The 20,609-nt window shown below is 69.1% G+C and carries 26 protein-coding genes; 14 read left to right on the forward strand and 12 right to left on the reverse strand.

Annotation, left to right across the window (positions count from 1 at the left end; genetic code table 11):
- Positions 1 to 372: an OB-fold nucleic acid binding domain-containing protein gene (locus tag EL338_RS14175; protein WP_126334333.1), complete on the reverse strand. Its 372-nt coding sequence runs from the start codon at positions 370 to 372 to the stop codon at positions 1 to 3.
- A gap of 143 nt (positions 373 to 515) precedes the next feature.
- On the opposite strand from EL338_RS14175, the gene EL338_RS14180 reads away from it, so the two are divergent.
- Positions 516 to 1,220 (forward strand): alpha/beta hydrolase, encoded by a 705-nt coding sequence (locus EL338_RS14180; protein ID WP_126334334.1) that lies wholly within the window; start codon positions 516 to 518, stop codon positions 1,218 to 1,220.
- On the opposite strand, the gene EL338_RS14185 is transcribed toward EL338_RS14180, so the two are convergent.
- Entirely contained in the window at positions 1,217 to 1,960 is a 744-nt protein-coding gene (locus tag EL338_RS14185; RefSeq protein WP_126334335.1) for a DUF3710 domain-containing protein, read from the reverse strand. The two genes, EL338_RS14180 and EL338_RS14185, sit on opposite strands and share 4 nt — an antisense overlap.
- On the reverse strand, positions 1,960 to 2,424 hold the full coding sequence (gene dut / locus EL338_RS14190; RefSeq protein ID WP_126334336.1) for a dUTP diphosphatase: 465 nt from the start codon (positions 2,422 to 2,424) through the stop codon (positions 1,960 to 1,962). The genes EL338_RS14185 and dut overlap by 1 nt, the downstream gene beginning before the upstream one ends.
- Before the next feature lie 25 nt (positions 2,425 to 2,449).
- On the opposite strand from dut, the gene EL338_RS14195 reads away from it, so the two are divergent.
- Complete coding sequence (locus tag EL338_RS14195; protein ID WP_126334337.1) at positions 2,450 to 2,932, forward strand: DUF3093 domain-containing protein; 483 nt, start codon at positions 2,450 to 2,452, stop codon at positions 2,930 to 2,932.
- Between the two features lie 10 nt (positions 2,933 to 2,942).
- Here the strand turns inward: EL338_RS14195 and EL338_RS14200 are convergent, their stop codons facing one another.
- A complete protein-coding gene (locus tag EL338_RS14200; protein ID WP_126334338.1) occupies positions 2,943 to 3,245 on the reverse strand; it encodes a DUF4193 domain-containing protein in 303 nt (100 codons plus the stop codon).
- Positions 3,246 to 3,434: 189 nt separating this feature from the next.
- Here EL338_RS14200 and cei point away from each other — a divergent pair, with 189 nt between their 5' ends.
- Positions 3,435 to 4,088 carry an envelope integrity protein Cei gene (gene cei, locus EL338_RS14205; protein WP_126334339.1) on the forward strand — a complete coding sequence of 218 codons (654 nt, stop codon included), beginning with the start codon at positions 3,435 to 3,437 and terminating at the stop codon, positions 4,086 to 4,088.
- A 4-nt stretch (positions 4,089 to 4,092) separates the two neighbouring features.
- On the opposite strand, the gene EL338_RS14210 is transcribed toward cei, so the two are convergent.
- Positions 4,093 to 4,980, reverse strand: a complete 888-nt coding sequence (locus EL338_RS14210) for an inositol monophosphatase family protein (RefSeq protein ID WP_126334340.1) — start codon at positions 4,978 to 4,980, stop codon at positions 4,093 to 4,095.
- Positions 4,981 to 5,038: 58 nt separating this feature from the next.
- Here EL338_RS14210 and ppgK point away from each other — a divergent pair, with 58 nt between their 5' ends.
- From ppgK to EL338_RS14220, 3 genes are read left to right on the forward strand one after another with little or no spacing between them, the layout of a single operon-like run.
- Entirely contained in the window at positions 5,039 to 5,815 is a 777-nt protein-coding gene (gene ppgK, locus EL338_RS14215) for a polyphosphate--glucose phosphotransferase (RefSeq protein WP_126334341.1), read from the forward strand.
- Positions 5,816 to 5,869: 54 nt separating this feature from the next.
- Positions 5,870 to 6,034, forward strand: a complete 165-nt coding sequence (locus tag EL338_RS26180) for a hypothetical protein (protein WP_163791832.1) — start codon at positions 5,870 to 5,872, stop codon at positions 6,032 to 6,034.
- Positions 6,000 to 7,451 carry an RNA polymerase sigma factor gene (locus tag EL338_RS14220; RefSeq protein WP_179967207.1) on the forward strand — a complete coding sequence of 484 codons (1,452 nt, stop codon included), beginning with the start codon at positions 6,000 to 6,002 and terminating at the stop codon, positions 7,449 to 7,451. Before EL338_RS26180 ends, EL338_RS14220 begins: the two co-directional genes overlap by 35 nt.
- Before the next feature lie 22 nt (positions 7,452 to 7,473).
- Here the strand turns inward: EL338_RS14220 and EL338_RS14225 are convergent, their stop codons facing one another.
- Positions 7,474 to 7,833 (reverse strand): DUF952 domain-containing protein, encoded by a 360-nt coding sequence (locus EL338_RS14225; RefSeq protein WP_126334343.1) that lies wholly within the window; start codon positions 7,831 to 7,833, stop codon positions 7,474 to 7,476.
- Positions 7,834 to 7,961: 128 nt separating this feature from the next.
- On the opposite strand from EL338_RS14225, the gene EL338_RS14230 reads away from it, so the two are divergent.
- Positions 7,962 to 8,153 carry a DUF7455 domain-containing protein gene (locus EL338_RS14230; protein WP_126334344.1) on the forward strand — a complete coding sequence of 64 codons (192 nt, stop codon included), beginning with the start codon at positions 7,962 to 7,964 and terminating at the stop codon, positions 8,151 to 8,153.
- 60 nt (positions 8,154 to 8,213) lie between these two features.
- A complete protein-coding gene (locus EL338_RS14235) occupies positions 8,214 to 9,194 on the forward strand; it encodes a YihY/virulence factor BrkB family protein (protein WP_126334345.1) in 981 nt (326 codons plus the stop codon).
- On the opposite strand, the gene EL338_RS14240 is transcribed toward EL338_RS14235, so the two are convergent.
- Positions 9,184 to 9,420, reverse strand: a complete 237-nt coding sequence (locus tag EL338_RS14240; protein ID WP_126334346.1) for a DUF3039 domain-containing protein — start codon at positions 9,418 to 9,420, stop codon at positions 9,184 to 9,186. The genes EL338_RS14235 and EL338_RS14240 overlap by 11 nt on opposite strands.
- 78 nt (positions 9,421 to 9,498) lie before the next feature.
- On the opposite strand from EL338_RS14240, the gene EL338_RS14245 reads away from it, so the two are divergent.
- The 3 genes from EL338_RS14245 to EL338_RS14255 all read left to right on the forward strand — a co-directional run bounded on the left by EL338_RS14245 (position 9,499) and on the right by EL338_RS14255 (position 11,858).
- Positions 9,499 to 9,921, forward strand: a complete 423-nt coding sequence (locus tag EL338_RS14245; RefSeq protein ID WP_179967208.1) for a DUF3099 domain-containing protein — start codon at positions 9,499 to 9,501, stop codon at positions 9,919 to 9,921.
- Between the two features lie 150 nt (positions 9,922 to 10,071).
- Entirely contained in the window at positions 10,072 to 11,031 is a 960-nt protein-coding gene (locus EL338_RS14250) for a sigma-70 family RNA polymerase sigma factor (RefSeq protein WP_126334348.1), read from the forward strand.
- 134 nt (positions 11,032 to 11,165) lie between these two features.
- Positions 11,166 to 11,858: an iron-dependent transcriptional repressor DtxR gene (locus tag EL338_RS14255; RefSeq protein ID WP_126334349.1), complete on the forward strand. Its 693-nt coding sequence runs from the start codon at positions 11,166 to 11,168 to the stop codon at positions 11,856 to 11,858.
- Between the two features lie 10 nt (positions 11,859 to 11,868).
- Here EL338_RS14255 and EL338_RS14260 read toward each other — a convergent pair whose 3' ends face one another.
- A complete protein-coding gene (locus EL338_RS14260) occupies positions 11,869 to 12,924 on the reverse strand; it encodes a DUF4192 domain-containing protein (RefSeq protein ID WP_126334350.1) in 1,056 nt (351 codons plus the stop codon).
- A gap of 246 nt (positions 12,925 to 13,170) precedes the next feature.
- Between EL338_RS14260 and EL338_RS14265 the strand changes: the two genes are divergently transcribed.
- On the forward strand, positions 13,171 to 14,139 hold the full coding sequence (locus tag EL338_RS14265; RefSeq protein ID WP_126334351.1) for a proteasome assembly chaperone family protein: 969 nt from the start codon (positions 13,171 to 13,173) through the stop codon (positions 14,137 to 14,139).
- A gap of 44 nt (positions 14,140 to 14,183) precedes the next feature.
- A complete protein-coding gene (locus EL338_RS14270; protein ID WP_126334352.1) occupies positions 14,184 to 14,879 on the forward strand; it encodes a PhzF family protein in 696 nt (231 codons plus the stop codon).
- Between the two features lie 12 nt (positions 14,880 to 14,891).
- On the opposite strand, the gene nrdR is transcribed toward EL338_RS14270, so the two are convergent.
- Both nrdR and EL338_RS14280 read right to left on the reverse strand, forming a co-directional pair.
- Positions 14,892 to 15,353, reverse strand: coding sequence for a transcriptional regulator NrdR (gene nrdR, locus EL338_RS14275; protein WP_126334353.1), 462 nt, complete (start codon positions 15,351 to 15,353; stop codon positions 14,892 to 14,894).
- Between the two features lie 107 nt (positions 15,354 to 15,460).
- Entirely contained in the window at positions 15,461 to 15,973 is a 513-nt protein-coding gene (locus tag EL338_RS14280; RefSeq protein ID WP_235666148.1) for a LysM peptidoglycan-binding domain-containing protein, read from the reverse strand.
- Positions 15,974 to 16,189: 216 nt separating this feature from the next.
- On the opposite strand from EL338_RS14280, the gene lexA reads away from it, so the two are divergent.
- Complete coding sequence (gene lexA / locus EL338_RS14285; RefSeq protein WP_126334354.1) at positions 16,190 to 16,906, forward strand: transcriptional repressor LexA; 717 nt, start codon at positions 16,190 to 16,192, stop codon at positions 16,904 to 16,906.
- Positions 16,907 to 16,934: 28 nt separating this feature from the next.
- Here lexA and EL338_RS14290 read toward each other — a convergent pair whose 3' ends face one another.
- Together EL338_RS14290 and EL338_RS14295 are read right to left on the reverse strand one after the other, a co-directional pair.
- The gene (locus tag EL338_RS14290) at positions 16,935 to 19,160 is read right to left on the reverse strand and encodes an LGFP repeat-containing protein (protein WP_126334355.1); all 2,226 of its coding nucleotides are present in this window, start codon (positions 19,158 to 19,160) and stop codon (positions 16,935 to 16,937) included.
- A gap of 205 nt (positions 19,161 to 19,365) precedes the next feature.
- Positions 19,366 to 20,526 (reverse strand): acyl-CoA dehydrogenase family protein, encoded by a 1,161-nt coding sequence (locus EL338_RS14295; protein WP_126334356.1) that lies wholly within the window; start codon positions 20,524 to 20,526, stop codon positions 19,366 to 19,368.
- Positions 20,527 to 20,609: the final 83 nt, after the last annotated feature.

The raw sequence follows: 20,609 nt of genomic DNA on the forward strand, positions 1-20,609 counted from the left end.
TCAGCGTTGGATTTCGTAGTGCGGGTTGTAGATCGTCTTGGTGCCGTTCTCGAGCTTGCCGAGCCGGCCGCGAACCAGCAGGGAACGTCCGGACTCGATGCCGGGGATCCGCCGCTGCCCCAGCCACGTCAGCAGGACCGTGTCCGTTCCGTCGAACAGTTCGGCGCGGACCCCACCGGCGCAACCCTTGGCGTTGGTCTCCACACTACGCAGCGTGCCGACCATGGTGACTTCCTGACCGCGCTGACAGTCGATCGCGCGTTGGGCACCGGTGTGCGCGGCCTCGTCGGTGAGTTCCTCGACGTCGCGCTGTTCGGGATCCTCCGTCAATCGACGGGTGAGCCGACGCAGATAACCTTCGGCCGTAGCCATGGCCACTCCTGCTTCCTCGCGTGTTGTCCTGCCACCGTAGACCTCCGGGTTCCCGATTGCCACGTGGCCCAACCCACCCACCACCCACCCGGTTGCCCCGCCCCCGCGACGGGCCCGTCGACCGCGCCAGGCACCATCGTTGGATGCCTGTTGACCTCCGCGGGGTGCGGACCGTGCTGCTGCCCGGCACCGGATCCGACGACGACTATGTCCGGCGCGCGTTCGGGCCCGCACTGCGCTCCGTGGGCGCCGTGCTGGTCGCCCCCGCCCCGGAACCCGGCACGCTCATCGCGGGCTACCGCCGGGCGCTGGACGACGCGGCCGCCGTCGGCCCTGTCGCCGTCGGCGGGGTTTCGCTGGGTGCGGCGGTAGCGCTGGCCTGGGCGCTCGAGCACCCCGATTGCGCGGTGGCGGTGTTGGCGGCGTTGCCCGCATGGTCGGGCGATCCGCGGGAGGCGCCGGCCGCCGCGACCGCGCGCCTGTCGGCCCACCAGCTGCGCAGCGACGGGCTGGCCGCGGCCACCGCGCTGATGCAACAGTCCAGTCCGGCGTGGCTGGCCGACGAGTTGACCCGGTCCTGGGCGGGCCTGTGGCCCGCGCTCCCAGACGCGATGGAGGAGGCCGCCGGCTACGTCGCCCCGACCCGCGCCGAGCTGACCCGGCTGCGCACGCCGCTCGCGGTGGCCTCGGCCTCCGACGACCCGGTGCATCCGCTGCACGTCGGCGTCGAGTGGGTCGAGAACGCGCCGACGGCGGCGCTGCGCACCGTCACGTTGGCGCAGATCGGCGCGGACCCCTCCGCATTGGGCGCCGCCTGCGTGGCGGCGCTGCGCGAACTGTCCGGCTAGCCGCCGGTGATGGTGTTGGTGCCGCGCAGCTGCTGCATGGCCGACACCGACCGGCGCGCGGCCGGGTTCGGCGGCTGCGGCGGTTCCGGGGGCGCGGCCTGCTCCTGGGCGGCCTGCTGCGCCGCGGCCTGCTGCTCGGCGGCCGCGCGCAGCTGGGCGGCCATCGGCTCGGGCAGCTGCACCGGCAGCGGGGTGCGGACCGGCATCGGGGTGTCGCCGCGTCGGACCACCGTGTCCGCCAAGGCATTTCGCGCTTCCTCGACCAGGGCGCCCATGGTCTCGTGGGTGCCGTTGACCACGCAGCGGATCATCCAGCGGTAGCCGTCCACGCCGATGAACCGGACCGCGCCGGAGGCCTCGCCGACCACCTCGCGACCCCACGGGCCGGTCTCGATGCTGACCTTGGCCGAGTCCTTACGCAGCGAGTCGGCCAGCTCGCCGGCCACCTCGCGCCACAGCCCGGCACTCTTGGGGGCCGCGTAGGCCGCGACAGTGAACCGACCGTTGGGCGTCACCACCCACACGGCGCTGGGCACGCCGGCCTCGTTGAGTTCGACCTGCACCTGCCCGGCCTCGGGCATCGGGATGAGCACCGAGCCCAGATCCAGGCGGCCCTGGGCGGCCGTCACCGGATCATCGAAGTCCTCGACGTCGAACGGGCCGTCGAAGTCCTCGTCGTCGTCGATCTCGGCGGCCGCCTCGGCCGCGGTGTCGTCCTGTTTGCGCTTATCAAATGCCATCACAGACTCGCATGTCCTCCGGAGGAACCGTGGCCACCATCGCCACGGGTGGTGTCCGCCAGCCCGGCCTCCTCGAACGAGCTGACCTCGACGAGCTCGGGCAGTTCGACCCGCTGCACCAGCAGCTGGGCGATGCGGTCACCCCTGTTGATCAGGATACGTTCGGTCGGGTCGAGATTGATCAGGGAAAGCTTGATCTCGCCCCGATACCCGGCGTCGATGGTGCCCGGGCTGTTGACGATCGAAAGCCCCACGCGCGCAGCCAATCCCGAGCGCGGATGAACCAGGCCGACCATCCCCATCGGGATTGCCACCGCAATTCCGGTCGACACCAGGGCGCGGTGGCCGGGCGCCAGGTCGACATCCTCGGCGCTGAACAGATCGACCCCGGCGTCGCCCGCGTGCGCACGCTGCGGCAGTGGAAGCTCGGGGTCCAGGCGAACAACCGCCAGACGAGTGGACACGAGGCCACAGACTACCCTTGGCCGCGTGTCGAAGTCCGGTGTGACCTCCCAGACGGTGCGTTACCGCGAGCGCCTGTGGGTGCCGTGGTGGTGGTGGCCGCTGGGCTTCGGGTTGGCGGCGATCATTGCCGCCCAGGTCAATCGGGCCCTGTCGGAGTCCGACGTGCCGCAGTGGGTGCCGTTCGCCGCGCTGTTCGTGGTGGCCGCCGGCGTGTTGCTGTGGTTCGGCCGCATGGAGGTGGCGGTGGTCGCCCGCGACGGCCAGGTGGAATTGTGCGCGGGCCCGGCACACCTGCCGGTGAGCGTGATCTCCCGCACCGCGGAGGTCCCCCGCTCGGCCAAGTCGGCGGCGCTGGGTCGTCAGCTGGATCCGACCGCCTACGTGCTGCACCGCGGCTGGGTGGGCCCCATGGTGCTGGCGGTGCTCGACGATCCGGACGACCCGACGCCGTACTGGCTGGTCAGCTGCCGGCACCCGGACAAGGTCCTGGCGGCGCTCAGCAGTTGATCGGAGTTGGTCAGCCCCCGCAGTCGGTGCAGATCATCAGCCCGTTCTTCTCGCTGGCCAGCCGGCTGCGGTGCTGAACCAGGAAGCAACTCGAACAGGTGAACTCGTCGGCCTGCTTGGGAATCACGCGAACGGACAGTTCCTCGCCGGAGAGGTCCGCCCCGGGCAGTTCGAACGATTCGGCGGTCTCGGACTCGTCGACATCGACGACCGCCGACTGCGCCTCGTTGCGGCGCGCCTTCAGTTCCTCGAGCGAATCCTCGGAAACTTCATCGGTCTCGGAGCGCCTCGGCGCGTCATAGTCGGTAGCCATAACCTCTTCCCCTCGTCGTCCCCCTGCGCAACGTGCTGCAGCAAGGCTTTGTACCAGTGCCGAACGCCTGCGCCAAATGATTCGTGCCCCCATTGCCGACTAATGGAGTGTGAGTTATGTCACACCCCCGGGGGAAGTGTCCCCGATTCCGTTGCCGACCACACCGCGAAGTTGCTCTAGAGTTCGGGCGTGGTCGCACAAATCACCGAGGGAACCGCCTTCGACAAGCGCGGATTGCCGTTTCGTCGCCGCAACATCTATCCCGGTGTCATCACCGTGGCCGTTCTGGCCGTCGTCACCGCCATGGTGTGGATGATCGCGCTGACCCGCCCCGAGGACGTCCAGGACGTCGCGGTGTGCAATCCCCCACCCGCCCCCGCCGACGGCGGCGAGGCCCCCTCGCTGGGCGAGCAGGTGTCGCGCACCGACATGGCCGAGGTGATGCCGGCCAAGCTCGCCGAGACCAAGATCAACGTGCTCAATGCCAGCGGTCAGGGCGGACAGGCCGGCGACATCTCGGGGGCGCTGCGCGACCTCGGGTTCGCCCAGCCGACCGCGGCCAACGACCCGATCTACGCCGGCGCCCGACTGACCTGCCAGGGCCAGATCCGGTTCGGCTCCAACGGACGGGCCGCCGCCGCGGCGGTATGGCTGGTCGCCCCGTGCACCGAACTGTTCCAGGACGGGCGCGACGACGACTCGGTGGACCTGGCCATCGGCACGGAGTTCGGGGCGCTGACCCACAGCGACGACATCGACGCGGTGCTCGCCGGTCTGCGCCCCGACGCCACCGAACCGGCCGACTCGGAGTTGCTCAGCAAGATCCACTCCGCGAGCTGCTGAGCCCTTACTCCGACAGCAACTCGAACGCGCCGAGCCGCTGCAACTCCGCGCGCAGCGCATCGGCGACCCCGGGCGCACTGGCCACCACCAGTCCGGTCCCGCTCCCCGCGCCCGGCTCCGGCACCAACACCGTCGCGCCGGCCTCGGCGGCGATCAGCGCTCCGGCCGCCCAGTCCCAGGCGTGCAGTTCGTGCTCGTAGTGCGCGTCGAGGCGCCCGGCGGCCACCAGGCACAGATCCAGCGCCGCCGACCCGATGCGCCGGATGTCGCGCACGGTCGGCAGCAGCGCGGCCAGCAACCGCGCCTGCTCGGTGCGGCGCCGCGCCGAGTAGTCGAATCCGGTGCCCACCAGCGCCATCCCCAGCTCTGACACGGCGCTGCAACGCAACGCCACGGTGCCACCGCCGCCGGTGACGTGAGCGCCCAAACCCGTTGCCGCCGAGTAGATTTCACCGGTCGACACGTGCGCCACCGCGCCCGCCACCGAGACCCCGTCGACCTGCGCGGCCACCGATACCGCGTACGCCGGGATGCCGTAGACGAAGTTCACCGTGCCGTCGATCGGATCCAGCACCCAGGTCACCGCGCCCGGGGCGGCCGCCTGCGCCGGACCGCCGCCCTCCTCACCGAGGATCGCGTCGCCGGGACGCAGTTCGGCCAGCCGGGCCCGCAACAGGGCCTCGGTCTCGGTGTCGACGATGGTGACCGGATCGGTCGGGTCGCTCTTGGCGGCGACGGCATCGGCCACCGGCGCGGTCACGAAGACCTCGGCGCGGCGGGTGCGCACGAACTCGGCGGCCTCGGCGGCCAGCGCCTCGGCCACCCTTCGTAGAGTCGCGACGTCCTGACCAGCGGGCAAAGCAGTGTTTATCACCGTTCCATCGCAACACATCCGGTGCCGAAGCACTATGTTTGTAGCGCTGACCGCCACGCCGTCGCCAGGAGCCGCCATGACCGCGCAAGACCCCCGTCCCGCACCCAACCACGGGTTCGGTATCGACGTCGGCGGTAGCGGCGTCAAGGGCGGCATCGTCGACCTCGACACCGGCAAACTGGTCGGCGAACGCTTCAAGCTCGCCACCCCGCAACCCGCCACGCCCGACGCGGTGGCCGAGACCATCGCCGCCGTCGTCGCACATTTCGACTGGACCGGCCCGCTGGGCGTCACCTACCCCGGCGTGGTGACCGAGGGCATCGTGCGCACGGCGGCCAACGTCGACGACGCCTGGCTGGGCACCAACGTCGCCGAGGTGATCAGCAAGGCCCTCGGCGGCCAGTCGGTGACCGTCCTCAACGACGCCGACGCCGCCGGGCTAGCCGAGGAACGCTTCGGCGCGGGGCGCAACAACTCCGGCGTGGTGGTGTTGCTGACGTTCGGCACCGGAATCGGTTCGGCGGTGATCCACAACGGTTTGCTGCTGCCCAACACCGAGTTCGGCCACATCGAGGTCGACGGCAAGGAGGCCGAGCACCGCGCCGCCTCGTCGATCAAGGAGCGCAAGGACTGGTCCTACGAACGCTGGACCAAGGAAGTCACCAAGGTGCTGGTGGCCGTCGAGAACGCGATCTGGCCGGACCTGATCATCGTCGGCGGCGGGATCAGCCGCAAAGCCGACAAATGGGTGCCGCTGCTCGGCAACCGGACCCCGGTGGTGGCGGCGGCGCTGCAGAACACCGCGGGCATCGTCGGCGCCGCCATGGCCGCGCACGGCGACGGTACCGGGTAGCGGGACGCGCGGATTTCCTTGCTCGGCGCGGCGTGGCGGCGCACTGTCGTTACAATGGTCGAGGCGGCCGCCCAACGAATAGCGGTGAAGCTCGAAACAGAGACTGACGCCGACATTCCAGATGCCGACGCTTCGGTGGCGCATGCCCTGCGCACCGCAAGCCAGCACGATCGAAAGGGTGTACGTGGCAGCGACGAAAGCAACCCCGGCAACCGATGAGCCGGTGAAGCGCACCGCCACCAAAGCCTCCACCTCAGGCACCCCGGCCAAGCGCGCGCCGGCCAAGCGGGCCACCAAGGCCGCCGGCGCGGCCAAGCAGCCCGCCAAGAAGGCGGCGCCCCGCAAGGCGGCGGCCAAGGCCGGTACGAGCACTCGCAGTCGCGCCAAGAAGGCGACCGCCGGGGCCGTCGACACCGACGGCGCCGCCGAGGATCTCGACACCGACATCGAGGATCTCGAGGCCGAACCCGGCGACGAGCTCGAGGCCGACGCCGAGCTGGAGACCGACGACCTCGAGGAGCTCGACGACGAGGAGAGCGGCGCCGAGGAGTCCGGCACCGCCGCGGGCGCCAAGAAGACCAAGGCGGCCAAGGAGGACGACGACGAGGACGAGATCGCCGAGCCGTCCGAGAAGGACAAGGCCTCCGGTGACTTCGTCTGGGACGAGGAAGAGTCCGAGGCGCTGCGGCAGGCCCGCAAGGACGCCGAACTCACCGCCTCGGCGGACTCGGTCCGCGCCTACCTGAAGCAGATCGGCAAGGTCGCGCTGCTCAACGCCGAGGAAGAAGTCGAGCTCGCCAAGCGCATCGAGGCCGGCCTGTACGCCACCCAGCTGATGTCGGAGCTGGTGGAGAAGGGCGAGAAGCTGCCCGCCGCCCAGCGCCGCGACATGCAATGGATCTGCCGCGACGGCGATCGCGCCAAGAACCACCTGCTCGAGGCGAACCTGCGCCTGGTGGTGTCGCTGGCCAAGCGCTACACCGGCCGCGGCATGGCGTTCCTGGACCTCATCCAGGAGGGCAACCTGGGCCTGATCCGCGCCGTCGAGAAGTTCGACTACACCAAGGGCTACAAGTTCTCCACGTACGCCACCTGGTGGATCCGGCAGGCCATCACCCGCGCCATGGCCGACCAGGCCCGCACCATCCGCATCCCGGTGCACATGGTCGAGGTCATCAACAAGCTCGGCCGCATCCAGCGCGAACTGCTGCAGGACCTGGGCCGCGAGCCCACGCCCGAAGAGCTGGCCAAGGAAATGGACATCACGCCGGAGAAGGTGCTGGAGATCCAGCAGTACGCGCGTGAACCGATCTCCCTGGACCAGACCATCGGCGACGAGGGCGACTCGCAACTCGGCGACTTCATCGAGGACTCCGAGGCCGTCGTCGCGGTCGACGCCGTGTCCTTCACGCTGCTGCAGGATCAGCTGCAGTCGGTGCTCGAGACGCTCTCCGAGCGCGAGGCCGGTGTCGTGCGGCTGCGGTTCGGCCTGACCGACGGTCAGCCGCGCACGCTCGACGAGATCGGTCAGGTCTACGGCGTCACCCGCGAGCGGATCCGCCAGATCGAGTCCAAGACCATGTCGAAGCTGCGCCACCCCAGCCGGTCTCAGGTGCTGCGCGACTACCTGGACTAGCGGTTCCGATCCCGGCGGCTGGCTAACCGGGAAGCGGTGCGAACCGGCCTTCGGCGTCCGGCAGGTACGGGGTGATCATTCTCACTGCCGCCGTCGACAGCGGGCCGTACAGGTGCGGGAAGAGCATCCCGTCCGGATCGCCGGGTACGCCGGGCTCCCAGCGCAGCGGCGCCGTCAGCAGTTCCGGATTCAGGTACAGCAGTACCAGATCGGTGCGGCCCGCGTAGAGCCGGTTGGCGGGCAGATGCACCTGCTCAGGGGTCGAGAGATGGATGAAACCCACCTCCTGCAGCGACGGCGGCCGGTACGGCCCGGCGGGGGGAACGGCCGCCCAATCCGACCGCGCGCAGAGGTGGACCAGTTCACGGCTAGGCTCGGACATGACATCAGCGTGCCGCAGCGCCACGCCGAAGCGAAGGTGAGACGCGACACACCGATGAACGCCTAGGGAACAACGCCGGAACGCCGTACGTCTGACACAGTAGAGATCAAGCAACGAACGGAGGCGCCATGACCGCAACTCTGACCAGTCCCGAATTGACGCGGGCTGATCGCTGCGACCGCTGCGGGGCTGCCGCCCGCGTACGCGCGACGCTGCCGTCCGGAGCAGAGCTGCTTTTCTGCCAGCACCACGCCAATGAGCACGAGGCCAAGCTGGTCGAACTCGCCGCAGTGCTCGAGACCAGCCCCGTCGAGGCGTAACCCGCCATCGGAGCGTCTCGCTTCGCAGATTCACCGGAAGTCAGGAATGCTGGTCTGGTCATGAGTGACCAGACCAGCAAGCCTTCCCGACACCACATCTGGCGCGTTTCCAAAAGGACGCTGTCGAAGGCGTGGGACGACTCGATCTTCTCGGAGTCCGCCCAAGCCGGCTTCTGGTCGGTGCTGTCGCTCCCGCCGCTGCTACTCGGCATGCTGGGCAGCCTGGCCTACATCGCCCCGCTGTTCGGCCCGGACACGCTGGCCACGATCGAGGACCGGTTGATCAGCACGGCCGGCAGCTTCTTCTCGCAGAACATCGTCACCGAGATCATCGAGCCGACCATGCGCGACATCGTGCAGGGCGCGCGCGGCGAGGTGGTGTCGCTGGGCTTCGTCATCTCGCTGTGGGCGGGCTCGTCGGCGATCTCGGCGTTCGTGGACGCCATCGTGGAGGCGCACGACCAGACGCCGCTGCGGCACCCGGTGCGGCAGCGCTTCTACGCGCTGGGCCTCTACGTGGTGGGGCTGCTGATCATCATCGTCACGGCGCCGTTCCTGGCGCTGGGTCCGCGCAAGGTCGCCGAGTACATCCCGGAGAGCTGGGCCGACGTGCTGCGCTTCGGCTATTACCCGGCGCTGGCCCTGGGGTTCGTCATCGCGATCACCATCCTGTACCGAGTGTCGCTGCCGCGGCCGCTACCGACGCACCGGCTGATCCTGGGCGCGTTGCTGGCCACCACGGTGTTCATGATCGCCACGGTCGGGCTGCGCATCTACCTGAGCTCGATCACCCGGACCGGCTACACCTACGGGGCGCTGGCGACACCGATCGCCTTCCTGCTGTTCGCGTTCTTCCTCGGGTTCGCCATCATGCTGGGCGCCGAACTCAACAACGCCGTCGAGGAGGAGTGGCCGGCGCCAGACACCCACACTCGTCAGTTGCGTAGCTGGTTGGAGGAAAAGGCCAACCAGAAGAACGGCCAGCGGCTCGAACCGGATCAGCCGCCGCCGCGCGAGGAGCCCTCGCGGTCTACTTCTTGAGCTGTTCGTAGATGCGCTTGCAGTCCGGGCACACCGGGGAGCCCGGCTTGGCGGACTTGGTGACCGGAAAGACCTCACCGCACAGCGCGACCACGTGGGTGCCCATCACGGCGCTCTCGGCGATCTTGTCCTTCTTGACGTAGTGGAAGAACTTCGGCCGATCGTCGTCGGTCCCGTCGTCGACGCGTTCATCAGTGTCTGGGCGCTCGATCGTCTGGGTCTGCATAGATGACATTCTGCCGCAGAAAATTACGGCCGGGGAACCGGTCTGACCACAGGCGCCCAACTGTGCAAGAGTGGAGGAATGAAGCACAGCCAGGAGCTGGGTTTCGACGACGAAGGTCGGCCGGTACTCATCACGCGCGCAGCCATCCCCTATGAAGAGGAGCATCGGCAGCGCGTCCGCAAGTACCTGATCATGATGTCCTGCCGCGTCCCCGCGCTGCTGCTGGCCGCGTGGGCCTACAGCGTCTGGCAGAACGGCTGGATCTCCCTGGGGATCGTCGCGATCTCCATCCCGTTGCCGTGGATGGCGGTGTTGATCGCCAACGACCGCCCGCCGCGGCGCGCCGAGGAACCCCGCCGGTACTCCCCCTCGCCGCACGCCACACTCGCCGCCGCCGACTACCCGGCGATCGGACCGACCTACATCGACGCCGACGAGCCAGCGCCGGAGGCCCCCCGTCCGACCGAATCGGCGCGCTCGGACACCGAATCCCCTGGCTGAGGATCCTTCTGGATCTATTCTCAGCGCATTCTCAGGTCAGCGCGGCATTTGTGCACGTCAGAGGGTGTGAAACCGCGGCGTTGTGGGAACTCTTTGCTCCATTAGGGCGTTAGAACCATTGACAGTTCGAGCCACTCTAAGGAGGCCGATATGGCGAATGCCGCCGCACCCCGGATCGATCGCGATCTGGACGCTCAGAGCCCAGCCGCCGACTTGGTACGGGTGTATCTGAACGGTATCGGCAAGACGGCGTTGCTCAACGCCGCCGATGAGGTGGAACTCGCCAAACGGATCGAGGCCGGGCTCTACGCCCAGCATCTGCTGGCGACGCGTAAGCGCCTGGGTGAGACCCGCAAGCGCGCCCTCGCCGAGGTCGTTCGCGACGGCCAGGCCGCCCGCAGCCACCTCTTGGAAGCCAACCTGCGCCTGGTCGTGTCGCTGGCCAAGCGCTACACGGGCCGCGGGATGCCGCTGCTGGACCTGATCCAGGAGGGCAACCTGGGCCTGATCCGCGCCATGGAGAAGTTCGACTACGCCAAGGGCTTCAAGTTCTCCACGTACGCCACCTGGTGGATCCGTCAGGCCATCACCCGCGGCATGGCCGACCAGAGCCGGACCATCCGACTGCCCGTCCACCTGGTCGAGCAGGTCAACAAGCTGGCCCGGATCAAGCGCGAGATGCATCAGCAGCTGGGTCGCGAGGCCACCGACGAGGAGCTGTCCGAGGAGTCGGGCATCCCGGTCGAGAAGATCAACGACCTGCTCGAGCACAGCCGGGACCCGGTGAGCCTGGACATGCCGGTGGGCTCCGACGAGGAGGCCCCGCTGGGCGACTTCATCGAGGACTCCGAGGCGCTGTCCGCCGAGAACGCCGTGATCGCCGAGTTGCTGCACACCGACATCCGGCATGTGCTGGCCACGCTCGACGAGCGCGAGCAACAGGTGATCCGGCTGCGGTTCGGCCTCGACGACGGCCAACCGCGCACGCTGGACCAGATCGGCAAGCTGTTCGGGCTGTCCCGCGAACGCGTCCGCCAGATCGAGCGCGAGGTCATGTCCAAGCTGCGCCACGGCGACCGGGCCGACCGCCTGCGCTCCTACGCCAGCTGACGCGAAACCGTCTTCGCACTTCAGTGTGCCCGCCGCTCCCCTCGGCGGGCACACTGCCGTGTGGGCGCCGCGCCGACGTTGCGGGTCCGAACGCGCAGCTAGCCAAGTAGACTTGTGCCGACGGAGGGTGCCAGATGAACGACCTTGTAGATACCACCGAGATGTACCTGCGGACGATCTACGACCTCGAGGAAGAGGGCGTGATCCCGCTGCGCGCGAGAATCGCCGAGCGGCTGGAACAAAGCGGGCCGACCGTGAGCCAGACCGTGTCGCGGATGGAGCGCGACGGATTACTGAATGTCGCCGGCGACCGGCACCTCCAACTCACCGAGAAGGGACGGTCGCTGGCCGTCGCCGTGATGCGTAAGCACCGGCTGGCCGAGCGCCTGTTGGTGGACGTGATCGGTCTGCCGTGGGAGGACGTGCACGCGGAGGCGTGCAAGTGGGAGCACGTGATGAGCGAGGAGGTCGAGCGCCGCCTGGTCGCCGTGCTCGACAACCCGACCGTCTCCCCCTTCGGCAATCCCATCCCCGGTCTCTCCGAACTCGGGCTGGGCCCGTCCGACCGGTTCGAGGACTACAACCTGGTGCGGCTCACCGAGCTGCCCGCAGGGTCCCCGGTCGCCGTCGTGGTGCGCCAGCTGACCGAACACGTCCAGGGCGACATCATGCTGATCAGCCGACTCAAGGACGCCGGCGTGGTGCCCAACGCCCGCGTCACCGCCATCGTGAACCCGCCCGGCGAGGTGACCATCGTGATCCCCGGCCATGAGAACGTGGATCTCCCCCACGAGATGGCGCACGCGGTGAAGGTCGAGAAGGTCTAGACCCGCGCGGTCACCCCGCGGCACGGGGCGGTCGCCGCGGCGGCAACTCCACGCCGAGTTGCCGCGCGAGCCGGTACCCGGTCGAGGCGAGCTGACGGATCCGCTCCGGCCGCAGCCCGGACTGCAGCGCGTCATCTAGCAGTCCCGCCATCCGGTGCGTGGGATCCACGCGCAGCGCCTGCTCCAACGCCACCCCCGCCAACGGTCCGTCGCCGCGCACATAGGCGGAGTACGCCAGCAGGGTCAGCGCCTCGGCGCGCCACGGCCCCGGCAATCCCCGCGCCAGCAGCACCCACAGCGCCTCCGCCCGGGCCGCGGCCTCGCCCACCGCCAGGCCGTACACGATGTCCCGGACGATCAGGTCGGTCAGCGCGTAGGCCAGCGCCGCGAGGTCGGCATCGGTCAGGTTCGCACCCGCGGCGAGCCGGTCCATCGCCGCGATGATCCGGCGGACCGTACGACCACGGGCCACGTCCGGGTCCTCGGCGGGCGCGGCCTGCTCGGCGGCGGCCAGTTCGGCTACTGTCCGCGCGATTGCCGCGGGATCGCGTTCCAGGTCGACCGCGATCACTTCCTGCAACTCCGCACGGCTGCCGTAGAGCCGACGCCCGTCGAGCACCGCCGCGACCGACAGCGGCGAGGAGGACGGATCGTCGATCCGCCCGCCGGCACCGCACCCGTCGACGCAGTGCCAGCGGCCGCCGGCCGCGATGCGGTCCACCACGTGGGTGTCGAGCAGTACGACGCCGTTATCGGCGAGCAGTTCGCCGAGGTCCTCGCTGAGCTCCCGGTAGGAGTCATTGCACAGCCGACACGCGGCACCCTCGGCGTCGACGATCACCGCGATCACCGCGTCGGCGTGGGAGGCCGACGCGACGTCGACGAGATGGTCCAGGTCGCCGCCGAGGCAGTCGGTCAGATCCACGCGCATGACCGCGCCCATCTGGCCGCGGTCCACGCCGACGAGGACCAGGGATTTCTGCGGGGCGAAGCCCAGCACCGCGGGCACGGCGGCGATCAGCGCCGCCGGACGATTGAGCACGAAATCGGGGTTCTTCGGTGTCATGCCCGAACGGTCGCAACCGGCACCGTCGCCGTCGGCTCTCGTGCGCCCGGTAGGCCGCCATGTTGTGGAGGAAAGTCGAACTGTGAGTGATTCCGCATTGGGCGAAACCGGGACTGCGAGCGCGCCGGTGCGCGTTGAGATCGGTATGTCGCAGTCCCGATGTGTTTGCTGCGACGTTTTGAGGGACACTTAGAGGTACGGCCGGTAGCCGACGGGTTGCCCAGTCGTAACGAGGAGGCGAGACATATGGCTCACGTACCAGGTCACGATCAGCCCGAGCAGACCGGTATGTACGAGTTGGAGTTTCCCGCGCCGCAGCTGTCCAACGCCGACGGCCGCGGGCCGGTGCTGCTGCACGCGCTGGAGGGCTTTTCCGACGCGGGGCACGCGGTCAAGCTGGCCGCGGCGCACCTCAAGGAGGCCCTCGACACCGAGCTGGTGGCGTCGTTCGCGATCGACGAGCTGCTCGATTACCGCTCCCGGCGACCGCTGATGACGTTCAAGACCGACCGCTTCACCGACTACGAGGACCCCGAGCTGTCGTTGTTCGCGCTGCGCGACAGCGTCGGCACGCCGTTCCTGCTGTTGGCGGGCCTGGAGCCGGACCTCAAGTGGGAGCGCTTCATCAGCGCGGTGCGCCTGCTCGCCGAACGCCTCGACGTCCGCCGCACCATCGGGCTGGGCGCCATCCCGATGGCGGTACCGCACACCCGTCCGATCTCGCTGACCGCGCACGCCAACGACCGCGAGTTGATCACCGAGCACACGCCGTGGGTCGGTGAGGTCCAGGTACCCAGCAGCGTCTCGAGCCTGCTGGAGTACCGGATGGCCCAGCACGGTCACGAGGTCGTGGGCTTCACCGTGCACGTGCCGCACTACCTGGCCCAGACCGAATACCCGGCCGCGGCCCAAGCGCTGCTGGACGAGGTCGCCCGCTCGGCCGCGCTCGAGTTGCCGACCCAGGCGCTGACCCAGGCCGCCGCCGAGGTGCGCGCCAAGATCGACGAGCAGGTCGAGGCCAGCGCGGAGGTCGCCCAGGTCGTCAGCGCGCTGGAGCAGCAGTACGACGCGTTCATGGCCGCACAGGAGAACCGTTCGCTGCTGGCCCGCGACGAGGATCTGCCCAGCGGCGACGAACTGGGCGCCGAGTTCGAACGCTTTCTGGCACAGCAGTCCAACGACGGCGGGAAGGACCCGTTCGCCGACGACGATTAGCTCGGCGGCCGAACGCCACCGGAGGTCGGCAGTAGAGTCGGGCCATGGCTACCGACGTGACAGTGCTGCGGGTGTTCACCGACTCGGCGGGAGAATTCGGTAACCCGCTCGGCGTGGTGGACGCGGCGACCGTGCCGCCCGAGGATCGCCAGCCCCTCGCCACTCAATTGGGTTACAGCGAAACCGTATTCATCGACCTGCCGGCCGCCAGCAAGGCCAGCACGACGGCCCACATCTATACGCCCGCCGCCGAGTTGCCGTTCGCCGGGCACCCGACGGTGGGGGCGGCCTGGTGGCTACGGGCCCAGGGCCATCCGATCCACACGCTGCGGGTTCCGGCGGGTATCGTCCAGATCAGCTACGACGTCGGGGCCGAACAGCTGACGGCCATCAGCGCGCGGGCCGAGTGGGCCCCCGAGTTCGCGATCCACGACCTTGCCTCCGTCGAGGAGGTGCTGGCCGCCGATCCCGACGACTTTCCCGACGACGTCGACCACTACCTGTGGACGTGGACCGACAAGAACGCCGGAGAAATCCGCGCGCGGATGTTCGCGCCCGACATGGGAGTGCCCGAGGACGAGGCGACCGGCTCGGCCGCGGTGCGGATCACCGACTATCTGAGCCAGGATCTCGTCATCATCCAGGGCAAGGGCTCGCGGATCGAGACGCAGTGGAGTTCGGACGGATGGGTGCGCGTCGCGGGCGCCGTCGTCGACGACGGGGTGCGCCACCTCGACTGAGGGGGCCGTCGATCAGCCCGCGGCCAGGCCCTCGCGGTGGCGGCGCAGGTCCTGGATCTCACGTTCGAAGTCTTCGGCGGAGCTGAACGACCGGTACACCGAGGCGAACCGCAGATAGGCCACCTCGTCGAGTTCGCGCAGCGGACCCAGGATGGCCAGCCCGACCTCGTGGCTGGGCACTTCCGGACCGGAGGCGCGTACAGCGTCCTCGACCTGCTGGGCCAGTACGTTGAGCGCATCGTCGTCGACCTGACGGCCCTGACAGGCCCGACGCACGCCGCTGATCACCTTTTCCCGGCTGAACGGTTCGGTGACGCCGCTGCGCTTGACGACGGCCAGCACCGCGGTCTCCACCGTGGTGAACCGCTTCCCACACTCCGGACACGAGCGGCGCCGGCGGATGGCTTGCCCCTCGTCGGTTTCGCGGGAGTCCACCACGCGCGAATCGGGATGACGGCAGAAAGGACAGTGCATGTCCACTCCTTCATCGCCCCGGCATTGAGATGAACTGGTCGTCTCAGAGACTACCCGCGCCCATCTGGCGCGAGTCACCGAGCCGAGTTCCACGACCGTCATCGGACTCAGCCGACCGGGGCGATGAGGGTCTGGCCCGCATCGATCACCGGTGACTGCAGCTCGTTGAGTTCACGGATCCGGTCGACCACGCTGCTCACCGGCGCCTCCGGTGCGACCCGGGCCGCCAGGTGCGCCAGGGTCTCCCCCGACTTCACCTGGACCACCGCGAGCTGATTCGGCACCGGCGCCGAGGCGTCGCGCACCGCCTCGCCGAACTGCGCCACCGCGCCCAGCCACATCGTGATCAGGCCGGCCAACAGCGCCAGGCCGACGATCGTGACGGGCCGGACCTGTTTGGCCGGGCGCCGGGTGTGCACGGCCCGCGACATCCGGACGCCGGTGCCGCGATACCGCGGCGCCATCGGGGCGGGGCGGCTCGGTCCGGGACGGCCGCCGTCGACCACCCTGGGCAGCGCCCGGCCCCGGCGCGGGGCCCGCGGCTGCCCAGCGTCGAACTCCGCCGGTGCGGCGGCGAATGCGGTCTCCCACGCCTGGGGGTAAACGCTGGTGTGTGTCATGTCCGATCCTTCCGGTCGATGCGAGCCGTACATCCGTTCGCTCCTATGTTCGAAAGCTAATCGACCATCTGTTCGAAGGAAAGCCCGAAACCGAACATGTGATCGAACCGTAGCCGAACGATAAACCCGACCTCCGACAAGAAGTTCGACCCGGCGATCCGACACACGTCGAACACATGTTTGATTATCCAGGTCGGGAGGGCTAAATTCGTTGCCATGGCTGACACCGAATCCGGCAGCACCCCCGCAGACGCCAAGTCAGGTTCCGGCGCCAAACGCGATGGCGCGCGCGACACCTCGCTCACCGAACGGCAACGCACCATCCTCGAGGTGATCCGCGCCTCGGTGACCACCCGCGGCTACCCGCCCAGCATCCGAGAGATCGGCGACGCGGTTGGGTTGACGTCCACTTCCTCAGTGGCACACCAGCTTCGAACGCTCGAGCGCAAGGGCTACCTGCGCCGGGACCCGAACCGTCCGCGCGCCGTGGACGTGCGCGGGGTGGACGACGCCCAGCCCGCGGTGGTGACCGACGTGGCCGGTTCGGACGCCCTGCCGGAGCCCACCTTCGTGCCGGTGCTCGGCCGGATCGCCGCCGGCGGGCCCATCCTGGCCGAGGAGGCCGTCGAAGATGTGTTCCCCCTGCCGCGCGAACTCGTCGGCGAGGGCTCGCTGTTCCTGCTCAAGGTGGTCGGCGAATCCATGGTGGACGCCGCGATCTGCGACGGCGACTGGGTGGTGGTCCGGCAGCAGAGCGTGGCCGACAACGGCGACATCGTCGCGGCCATGATCGACGGCGAGGCCACCGTGAAGACCTTCAAGCGCAACGCCGGTCAGGTGTGGCTGATGCCGCACAATCCGGCGTTCGACCCGATCCCCGGCAACGACGCCGCCGTGCTCGGCAAGGTCGTCACCGTCATCCGCAAGATCTGATCGACGGCCCTAGATCTGATCGACGGCCCTAGTCGGCCCGGCTGAAGCCGTTCGCCTCGGCCAATTCCGGGCTGGCGAACCAGATTTCGGCGACGGTCTCGTCGTAACCGGGTGTGCCCGGGACGTGATACCGGCCGGTGCGCATGCTGCCCTTGATCGGGTAGCCGTCCGGGGCCCGGTGCGGATCGTCCAGCGGTAGATGGATGGCCGGCGGTGCGCCGGCGTCCGGCGGCGGCCCCGCATCGCGATCCTGCTCGGCGGGCTCCGGCGGTGCCGGGGCCTCTGCGTGGGCACCGAACCGAACGTCGTCGGTGTACTCGGGGGCCGGCGGCGGCGCGGCGCCGTAGACCGGCGCGAACAGCGAACCCGGGCCCGGCAGGTAGTCGTCGTCCTCGGGCGCATCCCAGGAACGGCGCGACTCGTCACCGAAGGCCGAATGGCGCCCACCGGAAGGCTCGGGCTGGTCGTCGGTCGCACCGACGACCCGCGTCGGGGCGGTGTCCACCGCGTCGGGATCCTCGTCGGCGATCGGCTCCTCGAAGTCGTCGTCGAGGTGGGCCAGCCCGGAGTCCTGCACCCCGCCGTGGTGGGTGAACAGCCCGTCGTCGCCGAGTTCGTCGAAGCGGGTCGTGGCCGGTTCGGCCTCGCGCTCCGACCACACCGGCGGCGCGAGGTAGCCGCCCTTGCCGTAGTTCCCACCCTCGTCGTAGCCGCCGTCGTCGTAACCGTCGTCGTCGGTCTCGGCGAAGTCCGAGCGCGACGACCAGCGGCTGGACTCCCCGCGGAAGTCCTCGTGACCCTCGTGCCCGTCGTGCGGATCCTCCCCGTAGCGGGCGTCCTCGCCGTAGCGGGTGTCATACCGGGCGTCGTCGGCGTCCTCGTCGAAGTCGGGCTCCGACCGGTCCGAGCGGCGCTTGCTCATCGCCATCCAGGCGTACAGCGAGCCCAGCAGCAGCAGGGCCAGCGGGATGATCCACCACAGCCACCAGTTCTGCCAGGTGACGCCGCCCTCGTCGGCGGGCTCCGGCGCCGCGGGCGGGGTGCTGGGCACCGGCGCGTTGGGCACCTCGAGTCCGGCCAGCGATTCGGCGAGGTTGGCCGGGTCGCTGCTGAACGTGTTGTCGGCGCTGTTCCAGGCGAGCTCACCGCCGCTGAACTGCTGGGTGACGGTGGTGCCCTCGGTGTTCTGGTCGCCGGTCGGCACGCCCAACTCGCCGGTGGCGCCGCCGAGCTCATCCCAGGCGGCCTTCATCGCGCCGCCCACGATGACCGCGCCGTGGTCCGGGGTCCAGAAGATCACCGGATTGTCGGGCGCGGAGAACGCCTGCACCCGGCTGTCGGGCACGCCGCCGTCGGCCTCGCTGGCGACGGGGAAACCGAAGTCGCCGGCCGGTCCGCCGGCCGACTCGTACTTGGCCAGGATGTCCCCGGTGACGGCGAAGGCCCCGGTCTCCGGCGTGTAGAACACCTTGCCGCCGGCGAAGTCCTGGGCGGTGCCGCCCGCACCGATCGGGTACGGGCCACCGGCGCGGGCGCCCAGCGGTCCGTCCGCTCCCCCATTGGCGCGCCAGGCCGCGGCGATCGCCGAGGCCGGGTCCGACGGGATGTTCAGGTCCGCCAGCTGACCGGCGAGTTCCGGCGGTTCGGTGGTGAAGGTCCGCGTCCGCGTGTCGAACGACAGCAGACCGCCGGTGAAGCGCTGCGTGACGACATCACCGTCGTAGCTCTCGTCCTCGATGGGCACGCCGAGGATCCCGGACGACCCGCCGACCTGATCCCAGGCCGCGTTGATGGCGCCGCGCACCACCCAGGCCCCGGTCTCCGGGGTCCAGAAGATCACCGGATTGTCGCCGGCATTGAAGGTCGAGTTGCGACTCTCGGGGCTCACCCGGCCCGGGCCCTCATCGATCTTCGGAAAGCCGAGATCGCTTTCCGCGGGGCCACCGAGGGCGCGGTATTTCTCGAGAATGGCGCCGTGCATGGTCCGCGCGCCGGTCGCCGGCGAAAAGAAGATCGCGCCGCCGGCGAAATTCTGACCGAAGCCCGCCCCCGCCGGATAGACCCCACCGTCGCGCGGACCCAACTGTGATGCGTCCCCACCGGCGGCGTTCCACGCCGCATCGATGGCCGCCGCGGCGTCGCTCTCGGGCGAGGCGGTGGCCGCGGGTGCGTACAGCACCGCGGTGGCCGCCGCCAACGCCAATCCCATTACCGCTCGGCCGATAAAGCCGAATGCCATTCGCTGCCGTGTCATCAAACCCACCCACGCTTTCCGACCGCTGCACTTCCGCAAAGCGACCCCGCCGCGACCGCTCCCCGTATCGGCGCAGCGTGAAGCCATATTGAGGTCATTTTGCAGACAATACCCACTGCTGTCGTGAATAACGTGCAGCCGCGACCGGTCTGCGCGTTATTGATATCCGACGGTGATTCAACACCCGTGCGGCTAATGGCCGCTATCAGACTCCGAGCTTGCGCCCGATGATTTCCTTCATGATCTCGGTGGTGCCGCCGAAGATGGTCTGCACGCGGGCGTCCAGATAGGCGCGCGCCACGCTGTACTCACGCATGTAGCCGTAGCCGCCATGCAGCTGCAGGCACCGGTCGATGAGCTTCACCTGCGCCTCGGTGGCGTACCACTTGGCCATGGCGGCCTGCTCGGCCGAGAGGTGCGAGTCGATGTGCATCTTGAGGAACTCGTCGATCATGATGCGGACCGCGGTGGCCTCGGTGGCCAGCTCGGCCAGCAGGAACCGGCTGTTCTGGAAGCTGCCGATCGGCTTGCCGAAGGCCTTGCGTTCCTTGGTGTATTCGATGGTCTCCTCGAGGACCGCCTCCATGGCCGCGGCGGCCGAGATGGCGATCGTGATGCGTTCCTGAGGCAGGTTCTGCATTAGGTAGATGAAGCCCTGCCCCTCCTCGCCCAGGAGGTTCTCGGCAGGCACCTTCACATCGGTGAAGGACAGCTCGGAGGTGTCCTGGGCGTCCAGACCGATCTTGTCCAGGTGCCGGCCGCGCTCGAAGCCCTCCATGCCGCGCTCGACGACCAGCAGCGAGAAGCCCAGCGCGCCCTTGTCCGGGTCGGTCTGCGCGACGACGATCACCAGGTCGGACAGGATGCCGTTGGTGATGAACGTCTTGGAGCCGTTGAGGACGTAGTGGTCGCCCTGCTTGACCGCGCGGGTCTTGATGCCCTGCAGGTCGCTGCCGGTGCCCGGCTCGGTCATCGCGATGGCGGTGATCAGCTCACCGCTGCAGAAGCCGGGCAGCCAGCGCTGCTTCTGCTCCTCGGTGGCCAGGCGCAGCAGGTACGGCGCCACGACGTCGTTGTGCAGCGTGAACCCGAGCCCGCTGTAGCGGCCGCGGGTGTTCTCCTCGCCGATCACCGCGTTGTAGCGGAAGTCGTCGTTGCCGCCGCCGCCGTACTCCTCGGGCACGGCCATGCCCAAAAAGCCCTGCTTGCCGGCCTCGAGCCAGACGCTGCGGTCGACGATCTTGTCCTTTTCCCACTGCTCGTGGTGCGGGGCGACGTGCTTGTCCAGGAACGCCCGGTAGGACTCCCGGAACAGCTCGTGCTCGGGCTCGAACAGGGTGCGCTGATACAGCGTGGCGTTGCTCACGGGGCCTCCGACGAAAAGTTTGATCAAACGGTCAGGTTCTGGTCCGACGATATCTCAACCGGGTGGTTGGTAGAGAATCGGGG

Origin of the sequence: Mycolicibacterium chitae (genome assembly GCF_900637205.1) — a bacterium.
Lineage (GTDB): Bacteria > Actinomycetota > Actinomycetes > Mycobacteriales > Mycobacteriaceae > Mycobacterium > Mycobacterium chitae.